Annotated in this window: 15 protein-coding genes; 14 read left to right on the plus strand and 1 reads right to left on the minus strand. The window is 52.0% G+C overall.

The features are described from left to right. The first annotated feature begins 39 nt into the window (after nucleotides 1–39). The 10 genes from Q7T66_RS16485 (at nucleotide 40) to Q7T66_RS16530 (ending at nucleotide 8,650) form a co-directional block, all read left to right on the plus strand. Nucleotides 40–681 carry a YbhB/YbcL family Raf kinase inhibitor-like protein gene (locus tag Q7T66_RS16485; protein ID WP_304934191.1) on the plus strand — a complete coding sequence of 214 codons (642 nt, stop codon included), beginning with the start codon at nucleotides 40–42 and terminating at the stop codon, nucleotides 679–681. A 12-nt stretch (nucleotides 682–693) separates the two neighbouring features. Continuing rightward, nucleotides 694–1,338: a histidine phosphatase family protein gene (locus tag Q7T66_RS16490; protein ID WP_304934192.1), complete on the plus strand. Its 645-nt coding sequence runs from the start codon at nucleotides 694–696 to the stop codon at nucleotides 1,336–1,338. Nucleotides 1,339–1,525: 187 nt separating this feature from the next. Continuing rightward, entirely contained in the window at nucleotides 1,526–2,542 is a 1,017-nt protein-coding gene (gene dusB / locus Q7T66_RS16495; protein ID WP_304934193.1) for a tRNA dihydrouridine synthase DusB, read from the plus strand. Between the two features lie 86 nt (nucleotides 2,543–2,628). Beyond that, entirely contained in the window at nucleotides 2,629–2,862 is a 234-nt protein-coding gene (locus Q7T66_RS16500) for a Fis family transcriptional regulator (RefSeq protein ID WP_112992772.1), read from the plus strand. 251 nt (nucleotides 2,863–3,113) lie between these two features. Continuing rightward, nucleotides 3,114–4,691, plus strand: a complete 1,578-nt coding sequence (gene purH / locus Q7T66_RS16505) for a bifunctional phosphoribosylaminoimidazolecarboxamide formyltransferase/IMP cyclohydrolase (RefSeq protein WP_304934194.1) — start codon at nucleotides 3,114–3,116, stop codon at nucleotides 4,689–4,691. Nucleotides 4,692–4,745: 54 nt separating this feature from the next. Continuing rightward, nucleotides 4,746–5,288, plus strand: coding sequence for a crossover junction endodeoxyribonuclease RuvC (gene ruvC / locus Q7T66_RS16510; RefSeq protein WP_304934195.1), 543 nt, complete (start codon nucleotides 4,746–4,748; stop codon nucleotides 5,286–5,288). 99 nt (nucleotides 5,289–5,387) lie between these two features. Beyond that, nucleotides 5,388–5,966 carry a Holliday junction branch migration protein RuvA gene (gene ruvA, locus Q7T66_RS16515; protein WP_304934196.1) on the plus strand — a complete coding sequence of 193 codons (579 nt, stop codon included), beginning with the start codon at nucleotides 5,388–5,390 and terminating at the stop codon, nucleotides 5,964–5,966. Between the two features lie 97 nt (nucleotides 5,967–6,063). Continuing rightward, entirely contained in the window at nucleotides 6,064–7,122 is a 1,059-nt protein-coding gene (ruvB, locus tag Q7T66_RS16520; protein ID WP_304934197.1) for a Holliday junction branch migration DNA helicase RuvB, read from the plus strand. A 56-nt stretch (nucleotides 7,123–7,178) separates the two neighbouring features. Further along, on the plus strand, nucleotides 7,179–7,634 hold the full coding sequence (locus Q7T66_RS16525; protein WP_304934198.1) for a YaiI/YqxD family protein: 456 nt from the start codon (nucleotides 7,179–7,181) through the stop codon (nucleotides 7,632–7,634). Between the two features lie 173 nt (nucleotides 7,635–7,807). After that, entirely contained in the window at nucleotides 7,808–8,650 is an 843-nt protein-coding gene (locus Q7T66_RS16530; protein WP_304934199.1) for a 2-keto-4-pentenoate hydratase, read from the plus strand. A gap of 172 nt (nucleotides 8,651–8,822) precedes the next feature. Here Q7T66_RS16530 and Q7T66_RS16535 read toward each other — a convergent pair whose 3' ends face one another. Beyond that, a complete protein-coding gene (locus Q7T66_RS16535; protein WP_304934200.1) occupies nucleotides 8,823–11,720 on the minus strand; it encodes a valine--tRNA ligase in 2,898 nt (965 codons plus the stop codon). 314 nt (nucleotides 11,721–12,034) lie between these two features. Between Q7T66_RS16535 and thiS the strand changes: the two genes are divergently transcribed. From thiS to Q7T66_RS16555, 4 genes are all read left to right on the plus strand, one after another. Then, nucleotides 12,035–12,238: a sulfur carrier protein ThiS gene (thiS, locus tag Q7T66_RS16540; protein ID WP_304934201.1), complete on the plus strand. Its 204-nt coding sequence runs from the start codon at nucleotides 12,035–12,037 to the stop codon at nucleotides 12,236–12,238. 83 nt (nucleotides 12,239–12,321) lie between these two features. After that, the gene (locus Q7T66_RS16545; protein ID WP_304934202.1) at nucleotides 12,322–13,122 is read left to right on the plus strand and encodes a thiazole synthase; all 801 of its coding nucleotides are present in this window, start codon (nucleotides 12,322–12,324) and stop codon (nucleotides 13,120–13,122) included. A gap of 48 nt (nucleotides 13,123–13,170) precedes the next feature. Continuing rightward, nucleotides 13,171–13,782, plus strand: a complete 612-nt coding sequence (thiE, locus tag Q7T66_RS16550; protein WP_304934203.1) for a thiamine phosphate synthase — start codon at nucleotides 13,171–13,173, stop codon at nucleotides 13,780–13,782. Between the two features lie 230 nt (nucleotides 13,783–14,012). Next, complete coding sequence (locus Q7T66_RS16555; protein ID WP_304934204.1) at nucleotides 14,013–16,301, plus strand: UvrD-helicase domain-containing protein; 2,289 nt, start codon at nucleotides 14,013–14,015, stop codon at nucleotides 16,299–16,301. Nucleotides 16,302–16,314 lie beyond the last annotated feature (13 nt).

A 16,314-nucleotide genomic window follows, 5' to 3' on the forward strand; every position in this document is an offset into this window, starting at 1 on the left:
TTGTTTCAAGTAAATCACAAACTGAGAGCGGGATACATGATGAAGCTATGTAGTGATTCTTTCAAAGACGGTGCCGCGATTCCTGGTGAATACGCATTTTGCGTGATCGATCCGGCGACGCATGTTGCGCTATCGAATAATAAAAATCCGCATCTGGCCTGGAGCGATATACCTGCCGGTACCAAATCATTCGCCCTGATTGTGCATGACCCGGATGTGCCGTCACGTGGTGACGATGTTAATCAAGAAGGAAAAACTGTTCCGGCAGATTTGCTGCGGGTTGATTTTTTCCATTGGGTCTTAATCGATTTGCCTGCGAATACTACGCAAATAGCTGCCGCTGAATTTTGTGCCAGCGTGACGCCACGCGGCAAATCGGGCCCCGCAATTGCCGACTCGTCTATTGCTGGCGTTCGCCACGGATTGAACGATTACACCGGCTGGTTTGCGCAAGATGCGCAAATGGCTGGCGATTATTTCGGTTACGATGGTCCGTGCCCGCCGTGGAATGATGCCATCGTTCATCGCTATGTATTCACCTTGTACGCGCTGGATGTTGCGAATGTCGCGGTCGATGGCAAGTTCACTGGCGCGCAAGTTCGCGACGCAATTGCCGGACACATACTGGAGCAAGCCAGCTGGTCTGGGCGCTATACATTGAATCCGGAAGTGTCGATTTAATACAATGAGAACATGACTGAAATATTGTTGATTCGCCACGGCGAAACCGATTGGAACGTCGAGAAGCGTCTGCAAGGACATACCGATATCGATTTGAATCGCGAAGGCGTACGTCAAGCCGCTGCGCTTGGCCGCGCCTTGCTGAACGAGCCGCTGGATGCGATTTTTTCCAGCGATTTGAAGCGTGCTTTTGGCACCGCGCAAGGCATTGCGATTCCACGCGGTATGACGATTCAATCAGATAAAGGTTTGCGCGAACGTTGTTTCGGCGCGTTCGAAGGCTTGATTCATCCAGAAGTTAAATCTCGTTTCCCAGAAGATTACGCAGCGTGGCAAAGACGCGATATCGATGCGCGTTATCCGCAGGGCGAATTTCATGCAGAGACTTTGCGCGAATTTTCCAATCGTGCGGTCGATGCGATCACGGCTCTGGCCAGTGATTATCGTAAGGTCGCGATCGTGACGCACGGTGGCGTCCTCGATTCCGTTTATCGTCGCGCCAACAACATGGGTTACGAACACCCGCGCGATTTTGATGTGCTGAATGCCAGCATTAATCGCGTGACGTGGGATGGCACAAAATTCCAGATACTGAAATGGGCGGATGTCGCGCATCTTTCGCACGCTGCCTTGGATGAAAGTGACAATCTGGCTTAAGTCTTGGGAGTGAAGCGTTTGATGTAAGCAGATTGATAACAAAAAGTGTTTCTGCTTAAGTTCTGCTCAAAACCGAACGCAATGTTTGTCGTTTTTCATCTCGTTTGATTGCATTTGCGCCAAAACACGCCAGCCCTGCTGGCGGATGCAGATAAAATAGCGCTTTGCTTATTTGCCAGCCCGTCTCGTGAACATCGGCCCTTATTCCCTACCGAACAATGTATTTGTCGCCCCGATGGCTGGGGTGACGGATAGACCGTTTCGCCAGTTGTGCAAGCAGTTGGGTGCTGGGTATGCGGTGTCGGAAATGGCCGCGTCCAATCCACGTTTGTGGGCGACTGATAAATCCACGCGTAGAACAAATCACGATGGCGAAGTCGAGCCTAAGGCGGTGCAAATCGCCGGTGCCGATCCTGCAATGTTGGCGGAGTGTGCAAAATTTAATGTGGATCGCGGTGCGCAAATCATCGACATCAATATGGGTTGTCCAGTGAAAAAAGTGTGTAACAGCTGGTGCGGTTCTGCCTTGTTGCAACATGAATCGCTGGTAGCCGAGATACTCGAAACGGTAGTGGCAGCTGTCGATGTTCCCGTCACGCTAAAATTTCGTACTGGCTGGGATAGAGCGCACAAGAACGCGTTGAACATTGCACGCATCGCTGAACAAAGCGGCATCGCGATGTTGACCTTGCATGGACGTACGCGCGCCGATGGTTACAGTGGCGAGGCAGAGTACGAGATGATCAAGGCGGTCAAAGCGGCAGTATCAATTCCCGTAGTCGCGAATGGTGATATCACGACGCCGGAGAAAGCCAAGTTTGTGCTGGAAACTACCGGCGCCGATGCGATCATGATCGGTCGTGCTGCACAGGGCCGGCCGTGGATCTTTCGCGAGATCGTTCATTATTTGCGCACAGGCACGTATTTGCCGGCGCCCATGATTTCTGAAGTGCGTGCTTTGATGGATGAACATCTGCGTGCGCATTATGCTTTTTACGGTGAGTATTTGGGTGTGCGTACCGCGCGCAAACATATAGGCTGGTATGTGCGTGAATTGATAGGCGGTGAAGAATTCCGTCAGCAGATGAATCGTCTGGAAGACTGCGAACAACAATTGGCCGCCGTGGATAGCTTTTTTGATTTGCAGCTGACGCACGGCGAACGGTTACAATATCGTCCGACTGAAGAAAAGTTGGCCGCTTGATAAGCGGGTCGTAGTGGCATTGAGGTGATGCATACGATTCCGAAAATTATAAAAACGATTATAAAAACGCGCAAACAACCGAGCACATGAGCAAAGATAATATCCAAGACGTCGTCAAGAAAAGCCTGGAAAAATATTTCAAGGACTTGGGCGAGCAAATGCCATCGAACGTTTACGAGATGGTGGTTTTCACTGTCGAGAAACCGATACTCGAAGCCGTGATGGAGCGCGCCGAAGGCAATCAGTCGCACGCTGCCGATATGCTAGGGATTAACCGTAATACGCTGCGCAAGAAATTGCAGCAGCACGATATGTTGTAAATGCGGTTATAAATGAAGTTGCAATTAAAGTTATAAATATCCGCTGTAGATTTCGCTTTAAAAATCGCCGCAAAAAATGTTTTAATTTGTTTCAAGCAATCGTCGTAAAACCCCCGCTGTAATTTTTTGCTTCTCGATATTTTGCAGGAAGCAAATAAGCTAAGGGCGTAAGGCTACAGACCGCCAAGATCCGCGTATGAGCGCATCACATTGCGCCTTTATCTTATTAAATTACTTCAGATACTTCCATCATGATCAAACAAGCTCTTATTTCCGTTTCCGACAAGACTGGCGTGCTCGATTTTGCGCGTGCATTGTCCGAGATGGGCGTCAACATTCTTTCCACCGGCGGCACTGCAAAATTGCTTGCTGAAAACGGCATCAAGGTTACCGAAGTCGCGGATTACACCGGCTTCCCGGAAATGCTCGACGGTCGCGTAAAGACTTTGCATCCGAAAGTACATGGCGGCATTTTGGCGCGCCGCGATTTTCCTGAGCACGTAGCGGCTTTGGAAACGCATGGCATTCCAACCATCGACATGGTGGTCGTGAATCTGTATCCGTTTCAACAAACGATTGCACGTGCGGAATGTTCACTGGAAGACGCGATTGAAAATATCGATATCGGTGGCCCTGCGATGTTGCGTTCGTCAGCGAAAAATCATAAAGACGTCACCGTCATTTGCGATCCATCCGACTACGCACAAGTGTTGCGCGAGTTGCATGCAAACAAAGGCGAAGTCACTTTCGAGACCAAATTCACTTTGGCGAAAAAAGTATTCGCACATACTGCGCAGTACGATGGCGCGATCACGAATTATTTCACCTCGCTGGGCGACGACAAAAAGCACGCAACACGCAGTGCCTACCCAACAACCTTGAATCTGCATTTCGATAAAGTGCAGGAAATGCGTTACGGTGAAAACCCGCATCAGTCCGCAGCCTTCTATCGCGAGAGCAATCCGCAAGTTGGCGCATTGGCGAACTACACGCAATTGCAAGGCAAGGAACTGTCGTACAACAATATCGCCGACGCGGATGCCGCGTGGGAATGCGTGAAGACTTTTGACGAATCAGCATGCGTCATCATCAAGCATGCCAATCCTTGCGGCGTCGCAATCGGCATTACGCCATTCGAGGCGTACAGCAAAGCATTGCAAACTGATCCAACCTCAGCCTTCGGCGGCATCATCGCCTTCAATCGCGAAGTCGATGGCAACGCGGCAGAAGCAGTTGCCAAACAATTTGTTGAAGTGTTGATCGCACCATCGTTTACCGAGCAGGCGAAGAAAATATTTGCGGCCAAGCAAAACGTCCGTTTACTGGAAATTCCACTCCCGAGTAATGGTAATGCTGCAGTCAATAGCAACGACTTCAAACGCGTAGGCGGCGGCTTGCTGGTGCAATCGCCAGACGCAAAAAATGTCTTGTTGCCTGAACTGAAAATCGTCAGCAAAAAGCAGCCAACGCCGCAGCAATTGCAAGACTTGATGTTTGCCTGGCGCGTTGCCAAGTTCGTTAAATCGAATGCAATTGTGTTCTGTGCAAACGGCATGACGATGGGCGTGGGTGCAGGTCAAATGAGTCGTATTGATTCAGCACGTATCGCATCGATCAAGGCACAGAATGCTGGCTTGTCACTGGTCGGCACCGCCGTCGCATCGGATGCTTTCTTCCCATTCCGTGATGGTCTGGATGTGGTGGTGGAAGCCGGCGCAACTTCGGTGATCCATCCGGGTGGTTCGATGCGCGATCAGGAAGTTGTTGATGCTGCCGATGAACATGGCATCGTGATGCTGTTGACCGGCATCCGTCATTTCCGTCACTAATAAAAGTGACGCGGCTAACGTTGCATCACTTTTAACTCTGCCCACATATCCAATATGAAAATTCTCGGCATCGATCCCGGCTTGCGTACGACCGGTTTCGGTGTGATCGAGAAGCATGGCAACAAGCTCACCTATATCGCATCGGGCACGATCAAAACGCCAGATGCCGATTTGCCGCAGCGCCTCAAAACAATTCTTCTCAGCGTGACCGAAGTCATTGCGACCTACAATCCCGATTGTGCGGCGATAGAAAAAGTATTCGTCAACGTCAATCCGCAATCCACTTTGTTACTGGGTCAGGCACGTGGCGCTGCGATTTGCGCATTAGTGGGCGCTGACTTATTGGTCGCCGAGTACACGGCATTGCAGGTCAAGCAAGCGGTGGTTGGGCAAGGCAAGGCGCAAAAAGCACAGGTGCAGGATATGGTGCAGCGGCTGTTGAAATTATCCGGCTTGCCCGGCACCGATGCGGCCGATGCTTTGGGTGTGGCGATCTGCCATGCACACAGCGGCGAGGCATTGGCTGTGTTGGGCGCATTGGCACCGGATTTGGCGAAAAAAGGTTTGCGCGTGCGCGGCGGTCGCTTGGTTGGATAAGCCACAAGTTGCCAGCCCACGATTTTCGCAAATCCTGCATTAAAAAATAGTAATCAAGCAGCACCAAGCATCCACTCATTTCTACTCAAGGTCATCGCAATGATAGGTCGTCTCTCCGGAATCCTGCTTGAAAAAAATCCGCCGCAATTGCTGGTCGATTGCAATGGCGTCGGTTACGAAGTGAATGTGCCGATGAGTACGTTCTATAACTTGCCCGGCCTCGGCGAAAAAGTTGTCTTGTTGACGCACCTCACCGTGCGTGAAGATGCGCACATCCTGTTTGGTTTTGGCAATGCGGAAGAGCGCACCGTATTCAAGCAACTGGTCAAGATCACCGGCATCGGTGCCCGCACCGCATTGTCAATTTTGTCCGGCATGTCGGTCGCCGATTTATCGCACGCGATCACGATGCAGGAAGCTGGCCGCTTGACTAAGATTCCAGGCATCGGCAAGAAAACAGCTGAGCGTTTGTTGCTGGAATTGAAGGGCAAACTTGGCGCAGACCTAGGCGCCGCCGGTGGTGCAATCCACAGCGATGCAACGTCGGATATTTTGAATGCGTTGCTGGCGCTCGGTTACTCCGACAAGGAAGCCATGCTGGCGATGAAACAGGTGCCGACCGGTACCGGCGTTTCCGACGGCATCAAGCTGGCGTTGAAGGCCTTGTCGAAAGCTTGAGCGGGCTTGGGATGCAATCCAGCATAAACACGACTTGCCAACTAACCGTATCAATGTCCCGTATTAAATCCGGCAGCCCACACGCTACAATGCGACTATGAGTATTCAAACCGACGACTTCAGTGAACAACGCATTATTGCCGCCACGCCCGCTTCTGCAAATGAAGAGGCGATCGAGCGCGCGCTGCGTCCCAAACACCTGGACGAATATGTAGGCCAGGAAAAAATCCGTGGTCAGCTGGAAATTTTCATCACCGCTGCCAAGCAAAGACGCGAAGCGCTGGACCACACTTTATTGTTCGGCCCACCGGGTTTGGGCAAAACCACACTGGCGCATATCATCGCGCGCGAAATGGGCGTCAATCTGCGTCAGACTTCCGGCCCGGTGCTGGAACGTGCTGGCGATCTGGCTGCGCTGCTGACCAATCTAGAAGCCAATGATGTTTTGTTCATTGACGAGATTCATCGCCTGTCGCCAGTGGTTGAAGAAATTCTTTATCCTGCGCTCGAGGACTATCAGATCGACATCATGATCGGTGAAGGTCCTGCGGCGCGTTCGGTGCGGCTCGACTTGCAACCGTTCACGCTGGTCGGTGCAACGACGCGTGCCGGCATGTTGACCAATCCTTTGCGCGATCGCTTCGGCATCGTCGCGCGCCTCGAGTTTTATACGCCGCTCGAATTGACCAAAATCGTTACGCGCAGTTCGTCGCTGTTGAATGCGCCGATTGATGAAGAAGGTGCATTTGAAATCGCCAAGCGCAGTCGCGGTACGCCGCGTATCGCGAATCGCTTGCTGCGTCGCGTGCGCGATTACGCCGAAGTCAAAGGCAATGGCGAAATCACCAAAGCGATGGCCGATGCCGCGCTGGTGATGCTGGACGTCGATCCGGTAGGCTTCGATGTAATGGATAGAAAATTGCTGGAAGCGGTGCTATTCAAATTCAATGGCGGTCCGGTTGGCCTCGACAATCTGGCGGCAGCAATCGGCGAAGAACGCGACACCATCGAAGACGTGCTGGAGCCGTACTTGATTCAGCAAGGCTTCTTGCAGCGCACACCACGCGGTCGCATTGCAACGCCAGTGGCGTACGCTCACTTTGGCGTCACGGCGCCGCAAACCGGCCCTAATGGCGAGTTGTGGGGCGGTCAATAAGCTCGCCCCTCCGCGCGGGCAGAATTGAAGCGCGACATTTCATCTGAAAGAATTTCATGCAAATCTGGGTTGATGCCGACGCCTGTCCGAATGTCATCAAGGACGTCTTGTTCCGCGTTGCCGATCGCCTCGAAGTGCAAGTCACGCTGGTCGCAAATAAATTATTGCGCACGCCGCCCTCACGTTTCATCAAGGCTATACAAGTGCCGGCCGGATTCGATGTTGCCGATAATGAAATAGTGCGCCTGGTAGAAGCTGGCGATATCGTTATCACCGCAGATATTCCTTTGGCCGCCGACGTGCTGGAAAAAGGCGGTCATCCGCTTAATCCGCGTGGCGAGTTTTATACCAAAGACAATATCGAGCAATTCCTGACGATGCGCACCTTCATGGATGAATTGCGCAGCAGCGGCGTCGATACCGGCGGCCCGGCAGCATTTAGCCAGAGCGATATCCGCGCTTTTGCGAATCAACTGGATCGGTTTTTGGCGCGCTTGCGCAAGCCGGGCTGATCACTTGTCAAAATGCAATTGCGCAAATCTTGCGCATGAATCAATTAATTTTTTTGCATTAATAATTTTCATCTGAGGTGCATAGTTTGCATCTTTGCAGGATGTGAACCTTGTGTAAGAATGTTGCGTCGAAAGCAATCCATTGCTTCAACCCACTTCTGCGCGAGTCTGCCATGTTGATGTCTACCCAAGCCAACCGCTACGCGCACCAGTTATTGGCCGCCCGAGCGAGTTCGCAACAAATCCCCTGTATTAGCAAGGAAACACCTCTGTCGATTGCCGATGGCTATGACATTGCAAAGTGCATAGTCGATATCCGCACCGCCCAGGGTGAGACGGCTATAGGCCGCAAGATCGGTTTTACGAATCGTAAAATCTGGCCGAATTATGGCGAGCGCGAACCGATCACCGGACCGATCTGGTCGCATATGTATGACGACACCGTGCGTTATGCAGACGGCAATCATGGCGTGCAGGATTTGACGGGTTCGGTGCAGCCGCGCATCGAACCGGAGATCGTTTTCAAGCTCGCCAAAGCGCCCAAGAAAAACGCGACGCTGGACGATATTGCGGATTGCATAGAATGGATGGCGCATGGTTTTGAGCTGGTTGCCTGCCCATTTCCGAACTGGAAATTTGAAGCGGCTGACGCCGTCGCCGCGTTTGGTTTGCATGGCAGCCTGATTATCGGCGAGCCGCACGTATTGTCATCGGCTACGCGCCGTCATCTGGCGGATATTCTGACCGCGGCCAGCGTTTCCTTATCGTATAGCGAGGGCGCGGAGTTCACGCTGCATAGCGCGGGATTTGGCAGCAATGTGCTGGACAGTCCGCTGCATGCTTTGCTGAACCTGCACGAAACCCTGAAGACGCAGCCGCAGTTTGAGCCGCTGGCCGCCGGTGAAATCATTACTACAGGCACGCTGACGGATGCTTATCCGGTCAAGCCGGGACAAACATGGTCTACCGCATTTTCAGGTGTGGCTTTGCCTGGAATGACACTCTCGTTTATTTAAAATTCGTTAATACTCATTAATAAACATTTGATAGCGATCTTGTAATCGCTGATGCATTTTTAAGCAGTGTGAAAATAAAAAACGCCTGACTTCGTGATGAAGTCAGGCGTTTTTTGTGCAGACATTTTTGCTTTCGAAAAATATCCTACGCATGCAGCGGTAATTTTCTCGCTTATAGTTTGGCGAATTGCTCGCGCAATTTTTCCAGAGTTGCGGAGAAGTTAGCCACGCGTTCTTTTTCTTGTGCCACCACTTGTGCCGGTGCGCGCGCGACAAAACTTTCATTGCTGAGCTTGCTGTTGGCCTTGGTGATTTCACCGTCGAGGCGGGTGATTTCTTTGCCTAAACGTTCGCGTTCTGCGGCGACATCGATCTCCACTTTCAACATCAGCTTCGCAGTGCCGACGATGGAAACCGGTGCCGGCGATTCTGGCAGTGTGTCGGCGACAATCACTTCCGACAGTTTGGCCAGAGCTTGCAGATAGGGCGCAAACGATTTCAGACGTGCTGTTTGCGCAGCATCGGTGGCTTCCATTGCCAGCGGTACACGCAAGGCCGGTGACAATTGCATTTCGCCACGCAGATTGCGACATGCATCGGTCATCGCTTTCAACTCATGCATCCACGCTTCGGCTTCCTCATCGATCTTGCCGTCTTGTGATTCCGGATACGGCTGCATCATGATTGAATCGCCCGCTGGATTCATTTTGTATCCAGTGATTGGCGCGACGGTTTGCCACAATTGTTCAGTGATGAATGGAATCACTGGATGGGCCAGACGCAAGATGGTTTCCAGTACGCGCAATAAAGTACGACGTGTTGCGCGTTGTTGCGCTTCGCTGCCGGTCTGGATTTGTACCTTCGCCACTTCCAGATACCAGTCGCAATATTCATCCCAGATGAATTGATACAGCGACGATGCGATATTGTCGAAACGGTAGTCGGCAAAACCTTTGGCGATGTCTGCTTCAGTACGCTGCAGTTTTGAAACGATCCAGCGATCTGCTTGCGAGAAGTCGGTGTAACCGCCCGGATCGCAATCACCGGCAGCGCAAGGCGCGTCGCGAAAGCCGCAATCGTGGCCTTCGCAATTCATCAGTACAAAGCGTGTAGCGTTCCACAATTTGTTGCAGAAATTTCGATAGCCTTCAGCGCGTGCCAGATCGAAATTGATGTTGCGACCCAGTGATGCGTAGCTGGCCATTGTGAAGCGCAATGCGTCGGTGCCGTACGCAGCGATGCCAGCCGGAAATTCCTTGCGCGTGGCTTTCTCGATGGTCGCAGCCTGCTTAGGATTCATCAGGCCAACTGTGCGTTTCGCTACCAGATCATCCAGACTGATGCCATCGATCAGATCGATAGGATCGAGCGTGTTACCTTTCGACTTCGACATTTTTTGTCCACTGCTGTCGCGGATCAAGCCGTGCACATACACCGTGTTGAACGGGACTTTGCCGGTGAAATGCGTGGTCATCATGACCATGCGCGCGACCCAGAAGAAGATGATGTCGAAACCGGTTACCAGTACGGAAGATGGCAAGAAGGTTTTGAAATCCGGTGTTTCTTCTGGCCAGCCAAGTGTAGAAAACGGCACCAGTGCGGAAGAGAACCATGTGTCGAGCACGTCTTCATCACGCGTCAGTACACCGTTGTAACCCGCTGCGGCAGCCTTGGCTTTCGCTTCTTCTTCATTGCGGCCAACGTAGACTTTTCCTTCGCTGTCATACCATGCCGGGATTTGATGACCCCACCACAATTGGCGCGAAATACACCAGTCTTGAATATTGTTCAGCCACTGGTTGTAGGTGTTGGTCCAGTTCTCCGGCAGCATTTTTACCTCGCCGCTGGCGACTTTTTCCAGCGCGACTTCAGTGATCGATTTGCCCGGGAAATGCGTGCCTTCTGGCGCGGGTTTGCTCATTGCGACAAACCATTGATCGGTCAGCATCGGTTCGATCACGGCATTCGTACGATCGCCGCGTGGCACCATCAATTTGTGCGGCTTGACCAGTTCCAGCAAGCCGAGTGCATCGAGATCGGCGACGATTTGCTTGCGCGCGACGTAACGGTCCATGCCTTGATAAGCGAGCGGTGCAAATTCATTGATCTTCGCATCGAGCGTGAGGATGCTGATCTTGTCGAGGTTGTGGCGTTGGCCAACCGCGTAATCGTTGAAGTCATGCGCCGGCGTGATTTTTACGCAGCCGGTGCCGAAATTCTTGTCGACGTAGTCATCGGCAATGATCGGAATCGTGCGATCGCACAAAGGCAGATGCAATAATTTCCCAACCAGATGTTGATAGCGTTCATCGCTAGGATCAACGGCAACCGCGACGTCGCCCAACATGGTTTCCGGACGTGTGGTGGCGACGACGATGAAGTCGCGCTCTTCCCATTCGGTGGCTTTGCCTTCTTCGTCGAAGGCAATCGGGAACTTGTGTTTTGAGCCGTCCGCCAATGGATAGCGAATGTTCCACATGTGGCCGTCTTCTTCTTCCGACACGACTTCCAGATCCGAGACAGCAGTACCGAGCACCGGGTCCCAGTTGACCAGACGTTTGCCGCGATAGATCAAGCCTTGTTCAACCAGACGTACGAAAACTTCAGTCACGACTTTTGAGCGTGGTTCATCCATCGTGAAGTATTCGCGGCTCCAGTCGGGCGAGGTACCGAGGCGACGCATTTGACCGGTGATGGTGGAGCCGGATTTTTCTTTCCACTCCCAGACTTTTGCTATGAATTTTTCGCGACCCAGATCGTGGCGTGTAATTTTTTGCGCGTCGAGTTGGCGTTCGACCACGATTTGCGTGGCGATACCGGCGTGATCGGTGCCTGGAATCCATGCGGTATTGAAGCCGCGCATCCGGTGATAGCGCGTCAGGCCGTCCATGATGGTTTGGTTGAAGCCGTGACCCAGATGCAAAGTGCCGGTGACGTTAGGCGGTGGCAACTGGATGCTGAATGCGGGTTTGCCGGCATCGGTGGTCGCGGCGTAATAACCGCGTTTTTCCCATTCGGTGCGCCAGAAAGCTTCAATGTCGGCTGGATCGAAAGATTTTGCTAATTCCATGATTTTGAAAGAATTGAATCGAATCAAGCATTATAAGTGACGAAGCGCTCCGCATTGCCGCTGATAGGGCAAATGCGGGTAGAATTCTGGTCTTCGTTGGTGATATCGATCTTGATTTTTAAGCAATGACGCTCTTTTTGTCTGGCGCAATTTGCTTGATCGAGAAAATTAACGGCAATGACAGACGAACAGCAAGGTCTTGAAGACCGCGATTGCTGATGTTGATCCTGCGGCAGAACACGATTTCATGATCTGAGTTTGAAAAAAATTCAGAGCGAAATCGGCGCTGCGCCCTCAGTGAAAATAGTAAAGCAATGATCCAGATCGAATTAAACGGCGCAGCTTACGAGATTGAGCCAAATCAGAATGTTGAAGTCTTGATTGAAAAACTATCCTTGTCCGGCAAGGCGGTCGCAGTCGCAATCAATCGTCAAATCGTGCCGCGCAGCCAGTGGCAGCAGAAGCAGTTGCAAGCGGCCGACCAAGTCGATGTCGTGCGTGCGATAGGCGGCGGCTGAACTTCACTTGAATATTTCTGCAGCCCGCAGCTTCAGTGCAACGCGTTGCAATGACCATATCGAATACCGAAACAGGACTATCCATGAGCACATCAACTTTCACCGACGAACCATTCGTCATCGCTGGCACCACTTACCGTTCGCGCTTGCTGGTCGGCAGCGGCAAATACAAAGACTTGACTGAAACACGTGAAGCCAGTCTGGCAAGCGGTGCGCAAATCGTTACCGTCGCGATTCGCCGCGTGAACATCGGCCAAGATCCAAATGCACCGAGCTTGCTCGACGTCTTGCCGCCATCCGAATTTACTTTGTTGCCAAACTCGGCCGGTTGTTACAACGCCGCCGATGCCGTTTATACCTTGCAACTGGGTCGTGAAATTCTCGGCGGCCACAAACTTTGCAAACTCGAAGTGCTGGGCGACGAAAAGACACTGTTCCCGAACATGCCCGAAACTTTGAAAGCAGCTGAGACTTTGGTCAAAGACGGCTTTGATGTCATGGTGTATTGCAGCGACGATCCGATTCAAGCGCGCATGCTGGAAGACATAGGTTGCGCAGCGATCATGCCGCTGGCTTCATTGATTGGTTCCGGCATGGGCATCTTGAACCCGTGGAATCTGTCGCTGATCATTGAACAATCCAAAGTCCCGGTCATTGTTGATGCTGGTGTTGGTACCGCATCCGATGCCACGATTGCAATGGAACTCGGCTGCGATGGCGTCTTGATGAATACCGCGATTGCTGGTGCTCAAGATCCAGTTCGTATGGCGCATGCGATGAAGCTCGGTATCGATGCTGGTCGCAACGCTTATCTGGCAGGTCGCATCGCTAAACGTTTCTCTGCATCGCCGTCTTCGCCTATGGCCGGACGCGTGGTCAAGTAACACTCAAAAATATTACAGTCGTTTTACAGAATAGTCAGGAAGAACAACATGCAAGGTTTGTATCTCGTTACCCCGGATTGGGACGACACCCGCAAGTTATTGGAAATCACTGAACTCGCATTGAAAGGCGGCGTCTCGCTGCTGCAATATCGTCACAAAACTGCAGACGCAGCTTTGCGTCGCGAACAAGCCGAATGCCTGCAAGAGTTGGCGCGCAGCTACCAATGCCCATTCATCATCAACGACTACATCGAGCTGTGCATGGAACTCGACGCCGACGGCATTCATGTCGGCGGTACCGATATGGCAGTGGCGGAAGTACGCAAGGCTATCGGCGCTAACAAGATTCTTGGCGCATCCTGCTACGGCAGTCTGGACATGGCGCATGCGGCACAAGCAGCCGGCGCAAGCTATGTTGCATTCGGCGGTTTCTATCCGTCGAAAGTAAAAAAATATCCGGTGACGACAGATCCAAATATCGTCGCCGACTGGAAAGCGCAAGGCAAAGTGCCTAGCTGCGTCATTGGTGGCATGACCAAAGAAAACTCTGCGCCGCTGGTCAAAAATGGCGCGGATATGGTTGCAGCAATCAGCAGTATTTATCTGGCCGGTGATCCGCAAGCAGCAGCGCGTGATTTTGTGAATCTGTTTGCCAAGTAAATCCTGGCCGTGCAGATTTGAATCTGCAGCCAAGTAATCAAAGTGCCTGCTTTCATCGACATTATTGTTGAATGAAATGCAGGCATTTTTTTGCCCGCAGCATTGGTAAATTTCATACAGACATGTCATTCGGCAATAGATGGCGAATTGCTGTGTATGCGTTTGTATTCTGTGCGTATTCAATTTGTATTCGGCGCTGTATCGTGACCCTGTGCCGGTATAATCGATAGATGCAAAATCTTCTTCACAATCTCAATCCCGAACAACTCGCGGCTGTCACGTTGCCAGCACAACCGGCGCTGATTCTGGCTGGTGCTGGTTCCGGTAAAACTCGCGTATTGACGACGCGTATCGCATGGCTGATCCAGACCGGACAAGTGTCGCCTGGCGGCATCCTCGCGGTGACCTTTACCAACAAGGCCGCGAAAGAAATGATGACGCGTTTGTCGGCGATGATGCCGATCAATACGCGCGGCATGTGGATAGGGACATTTCACGGATTGTGTAATCGCTTGTTGCGCGCACATTATCGCGATGCAGCCTTGCCGCAGACTTTTCAGATTCTGGACTCACAAGATCAGTTATCGATGATCAAGCGCTTGCTGAAAGCGAACAACATCGACGATGAAAAATATCCGCCTCGCACTTTGATGTACTTCATCAATGGCGCGAAGGATCAGGGTTTGCGCGCGAAGGATGTCGAAGCGTTTGACGACTTCAACCGCAAGCTGGTCGAGCTATATGAAATTTACGATCAACAATGCCAGCGTGAAGGTGTGGTTGATTTCGCCGAATTGTTATTGCGCACCTATGAATTGTTGAGTCGTAATCAACCGCTGCGTGAACATTATCAATCGCGCTTCAAACATATTCTTGTCGACGAATTCCAGGATACAAATAACTTGCAGTACAACTGGCTGAAGCTGATGGCCGGGACGCAAGGTGCGGTATTTGCAGTGGGTGATGACGATCAAAGTATTTACGCATTCCGTGGTGCGAACGTCGGCAATATGTCGGCGTTCGAGCGCGAGTACAAGGTAGAGAACCTGATCAAGCTGGAGCAAAACTATCGCTCGCACGGTCACATTCTCGATACCGCCAACACACTGATCGCGAATAACACCAAACGCCTGGGCAAGAATTTGCACACCGATGCAGGTCATGGCGAGCAAGTGCGGATTTATGAATCCACCAGCGATTTGCAGGAAGCGCAATGGATTATCGAAGAAACAAAAAGCCTGATCGCAGAAGGTGGCACGCGTAGCGAAATCGCTGTGCTGTATCGCTCGAATGCGCAATCGCGTGTAATTGAACATGCGCTTTTTTCCGCCGGCATTCCATATCGCGTGTATGGCGGCCAGCGCTTTTTCGAGCGCGCGGAAGTCAAGCATGCGATCGCGTATCTGCAGTTGATGGATAACCTGCATAACGATTCCGCTTTCTTGCGCGTGGTGAATTTCCCAACGCGCGGCATAGGTGCACGTTCGCTTGAACAATTGCAGGACGCCGCCAAGCAGTACGATATTTCTCTGTACGCTGCGGTGCCATATGTTACTGGCAAGGCCGGTTCTTCCTTGGGCGCTTTTATCAAAATGATAGAAGGCGCGCGTTTTGAAAGTCAGCATCTGCCTTTGCCGGAAATGGTGCAGGTCGTGCTCGATGCCAGCGGTTTGATTACGCATTATCAAAATGAAAGAGAAGGCGCCGATCGCGTCGAGAATCTCGAACAGATCGTCAGCGCGGCGACGCTGTTTGTTTCTGAAGAAGGTTTCGGTCACGATGCGCCGGCCTTGCTTGGACCGAAAAGCGAGCAGATGGCTGGCCCGGCAATCACAACGCAAGATGGCATCGAAGTGCTGGATGCCGATGCACCATTGCCTGCCGTGATGTCGCCGCTTTCCGCTTTCCTGTCGCATGCCTCGTTGGAAGCGGGCGACAATCAGGCGCAGGCTGGGCAGGACGCTTTGCAATTGATGACGGTGCATTCCGCCAAGGGATTGGAGTTCGATGCGGTGTTCATCACCGGCCTCGAAGAAGGTTTGTTCCCACACGAAAATTCGCAGAAGGAAGAGGGCGGCGTCGAAGAAGAGCGTCGCTTGATGTACGTTGCGATCACGCGTGCCAAACGTCGTTTGTACATCAGCTTTTCGCAGACGCGCATGTTGCACGGACAGACACGTTACAACATGAAGTCGCGCTTCTTTGATGAAATGCCGGAAGAGTCATTGAAGTGGTTATCACCAAAAGTGCAGCAACAACAACATCATTGGTACGCGCATCCAAAAGCTGCATGGGAAGACGCCTTGGGTGCAGGCTCCAACAAGATCGCACAAGCGATTACCAAGACCGATATCGGCTGGCGCATAGGTGAATCGGTTGCGCATGCAAAGTTTGGCGAAGGCGTGATCGTGAATATCGAAGGCAGCGGCGGCAGCGCGCGTGCGCATATCAATTTCGGTAAACACGGCATGAAGTTGCTGGACTTGAGTATTGCCAAGCTTGATAAAGTGCCCGGCTAAAAACCAAAAATCC

The organism is Herminiimonas sp. (assembly GCF_030655415.1).

Coding starts and splice junctions, on each gene's coding strand:
- Q7T66_RS16485 (WP_304934191.1), top strand. CDS start 40: ATGAAGCTATGTAGTGATTCTTTCAAAGACGGTGCCGCGATTCCTGGT.
- Q7T66_RS16490 (WP_304934192.1), top strand. CDS start 694: ATGACTGAAATATTGTTGATTCGCCACGGCGAAACCGATTGGAACGTC.
- Q7T66_RS16500 (WP_112992772.1), top strand. CDS start 2,629: ATGAGCAAAGATAATATCCAAGACGTCGTCAAGAAAAGCCTGGAAAAA.
- purH (WP_304934194.1), top strand. CDS start 3,114: ATGATCAAACAAGCTCTTATTTCCGTTTCCGACAAGACTGGCGTGCTC.
- ruvC (WP_304934195.1), top strand. CDS start 4,746: ATGAAAATTCTCGGCATCGATCCCGGCTTGCGTACGACCGGTTTCGGT.
- ruvA (WP_304934196.1), top strand. CDS start 5,388: ATGATAGGTCGTCTCTCCGGAATCCTGCTTGAAAAAAATCCGCCGCAA.
- ruvB (WP_304934197.1), top strand. CDS start 6,064: ATGAGTATTCAAACCGACGACTTCAGTGAACAACGCATTATTGCCGCC.
- Q7T66_RS16525 (WP_304934198.1), top strand. CDS start 7,179: ATGCAAATCTGGGTTGATGCCGACGCCTGTCCGAATGTCATCAAGGAC.
- Q7T66_RS16530 (WP_304934199.1), top strand. CDS start 7,808: ATGTTGATGTCTACCCAAGCCAACCGCTACGCGCACCAGTTATTGGCC.
- Q7T66_RS16535 (WP_304934200.1), bottom strand. CDS start 11,720: ATGGAATTAGCAAAATCTTTCGATCCAGCCGACATTGAAGCTTTCTGG.
- thiS (WP_304934201.1), top strand. CDS start 12,035: ATGATCCAGATCGAATTAAACGGCGCAGCTTACGAGATTGAGCCAAAT.
- Q7T66_RS16545 (WP_304934202.1), top strand. CDS start 12,322: ATGAGCACATCAACTTTCACCGACGAACCATTCGTCATCGCTGGCACC.
- thiE (WP_304934203.1), top strand. CDS start 13,171: ATGCAAGGTTTGTATCTCGTTACCCCGGATTGGGACGACACCCGCAAG.
- Q7T66_RS16555 (WP_304934204.1), top strand. CDS start 14,013: ATGCAAAATCTTCTTCACAATCTCAATCCCGAACAACTCGCGGCTGTC.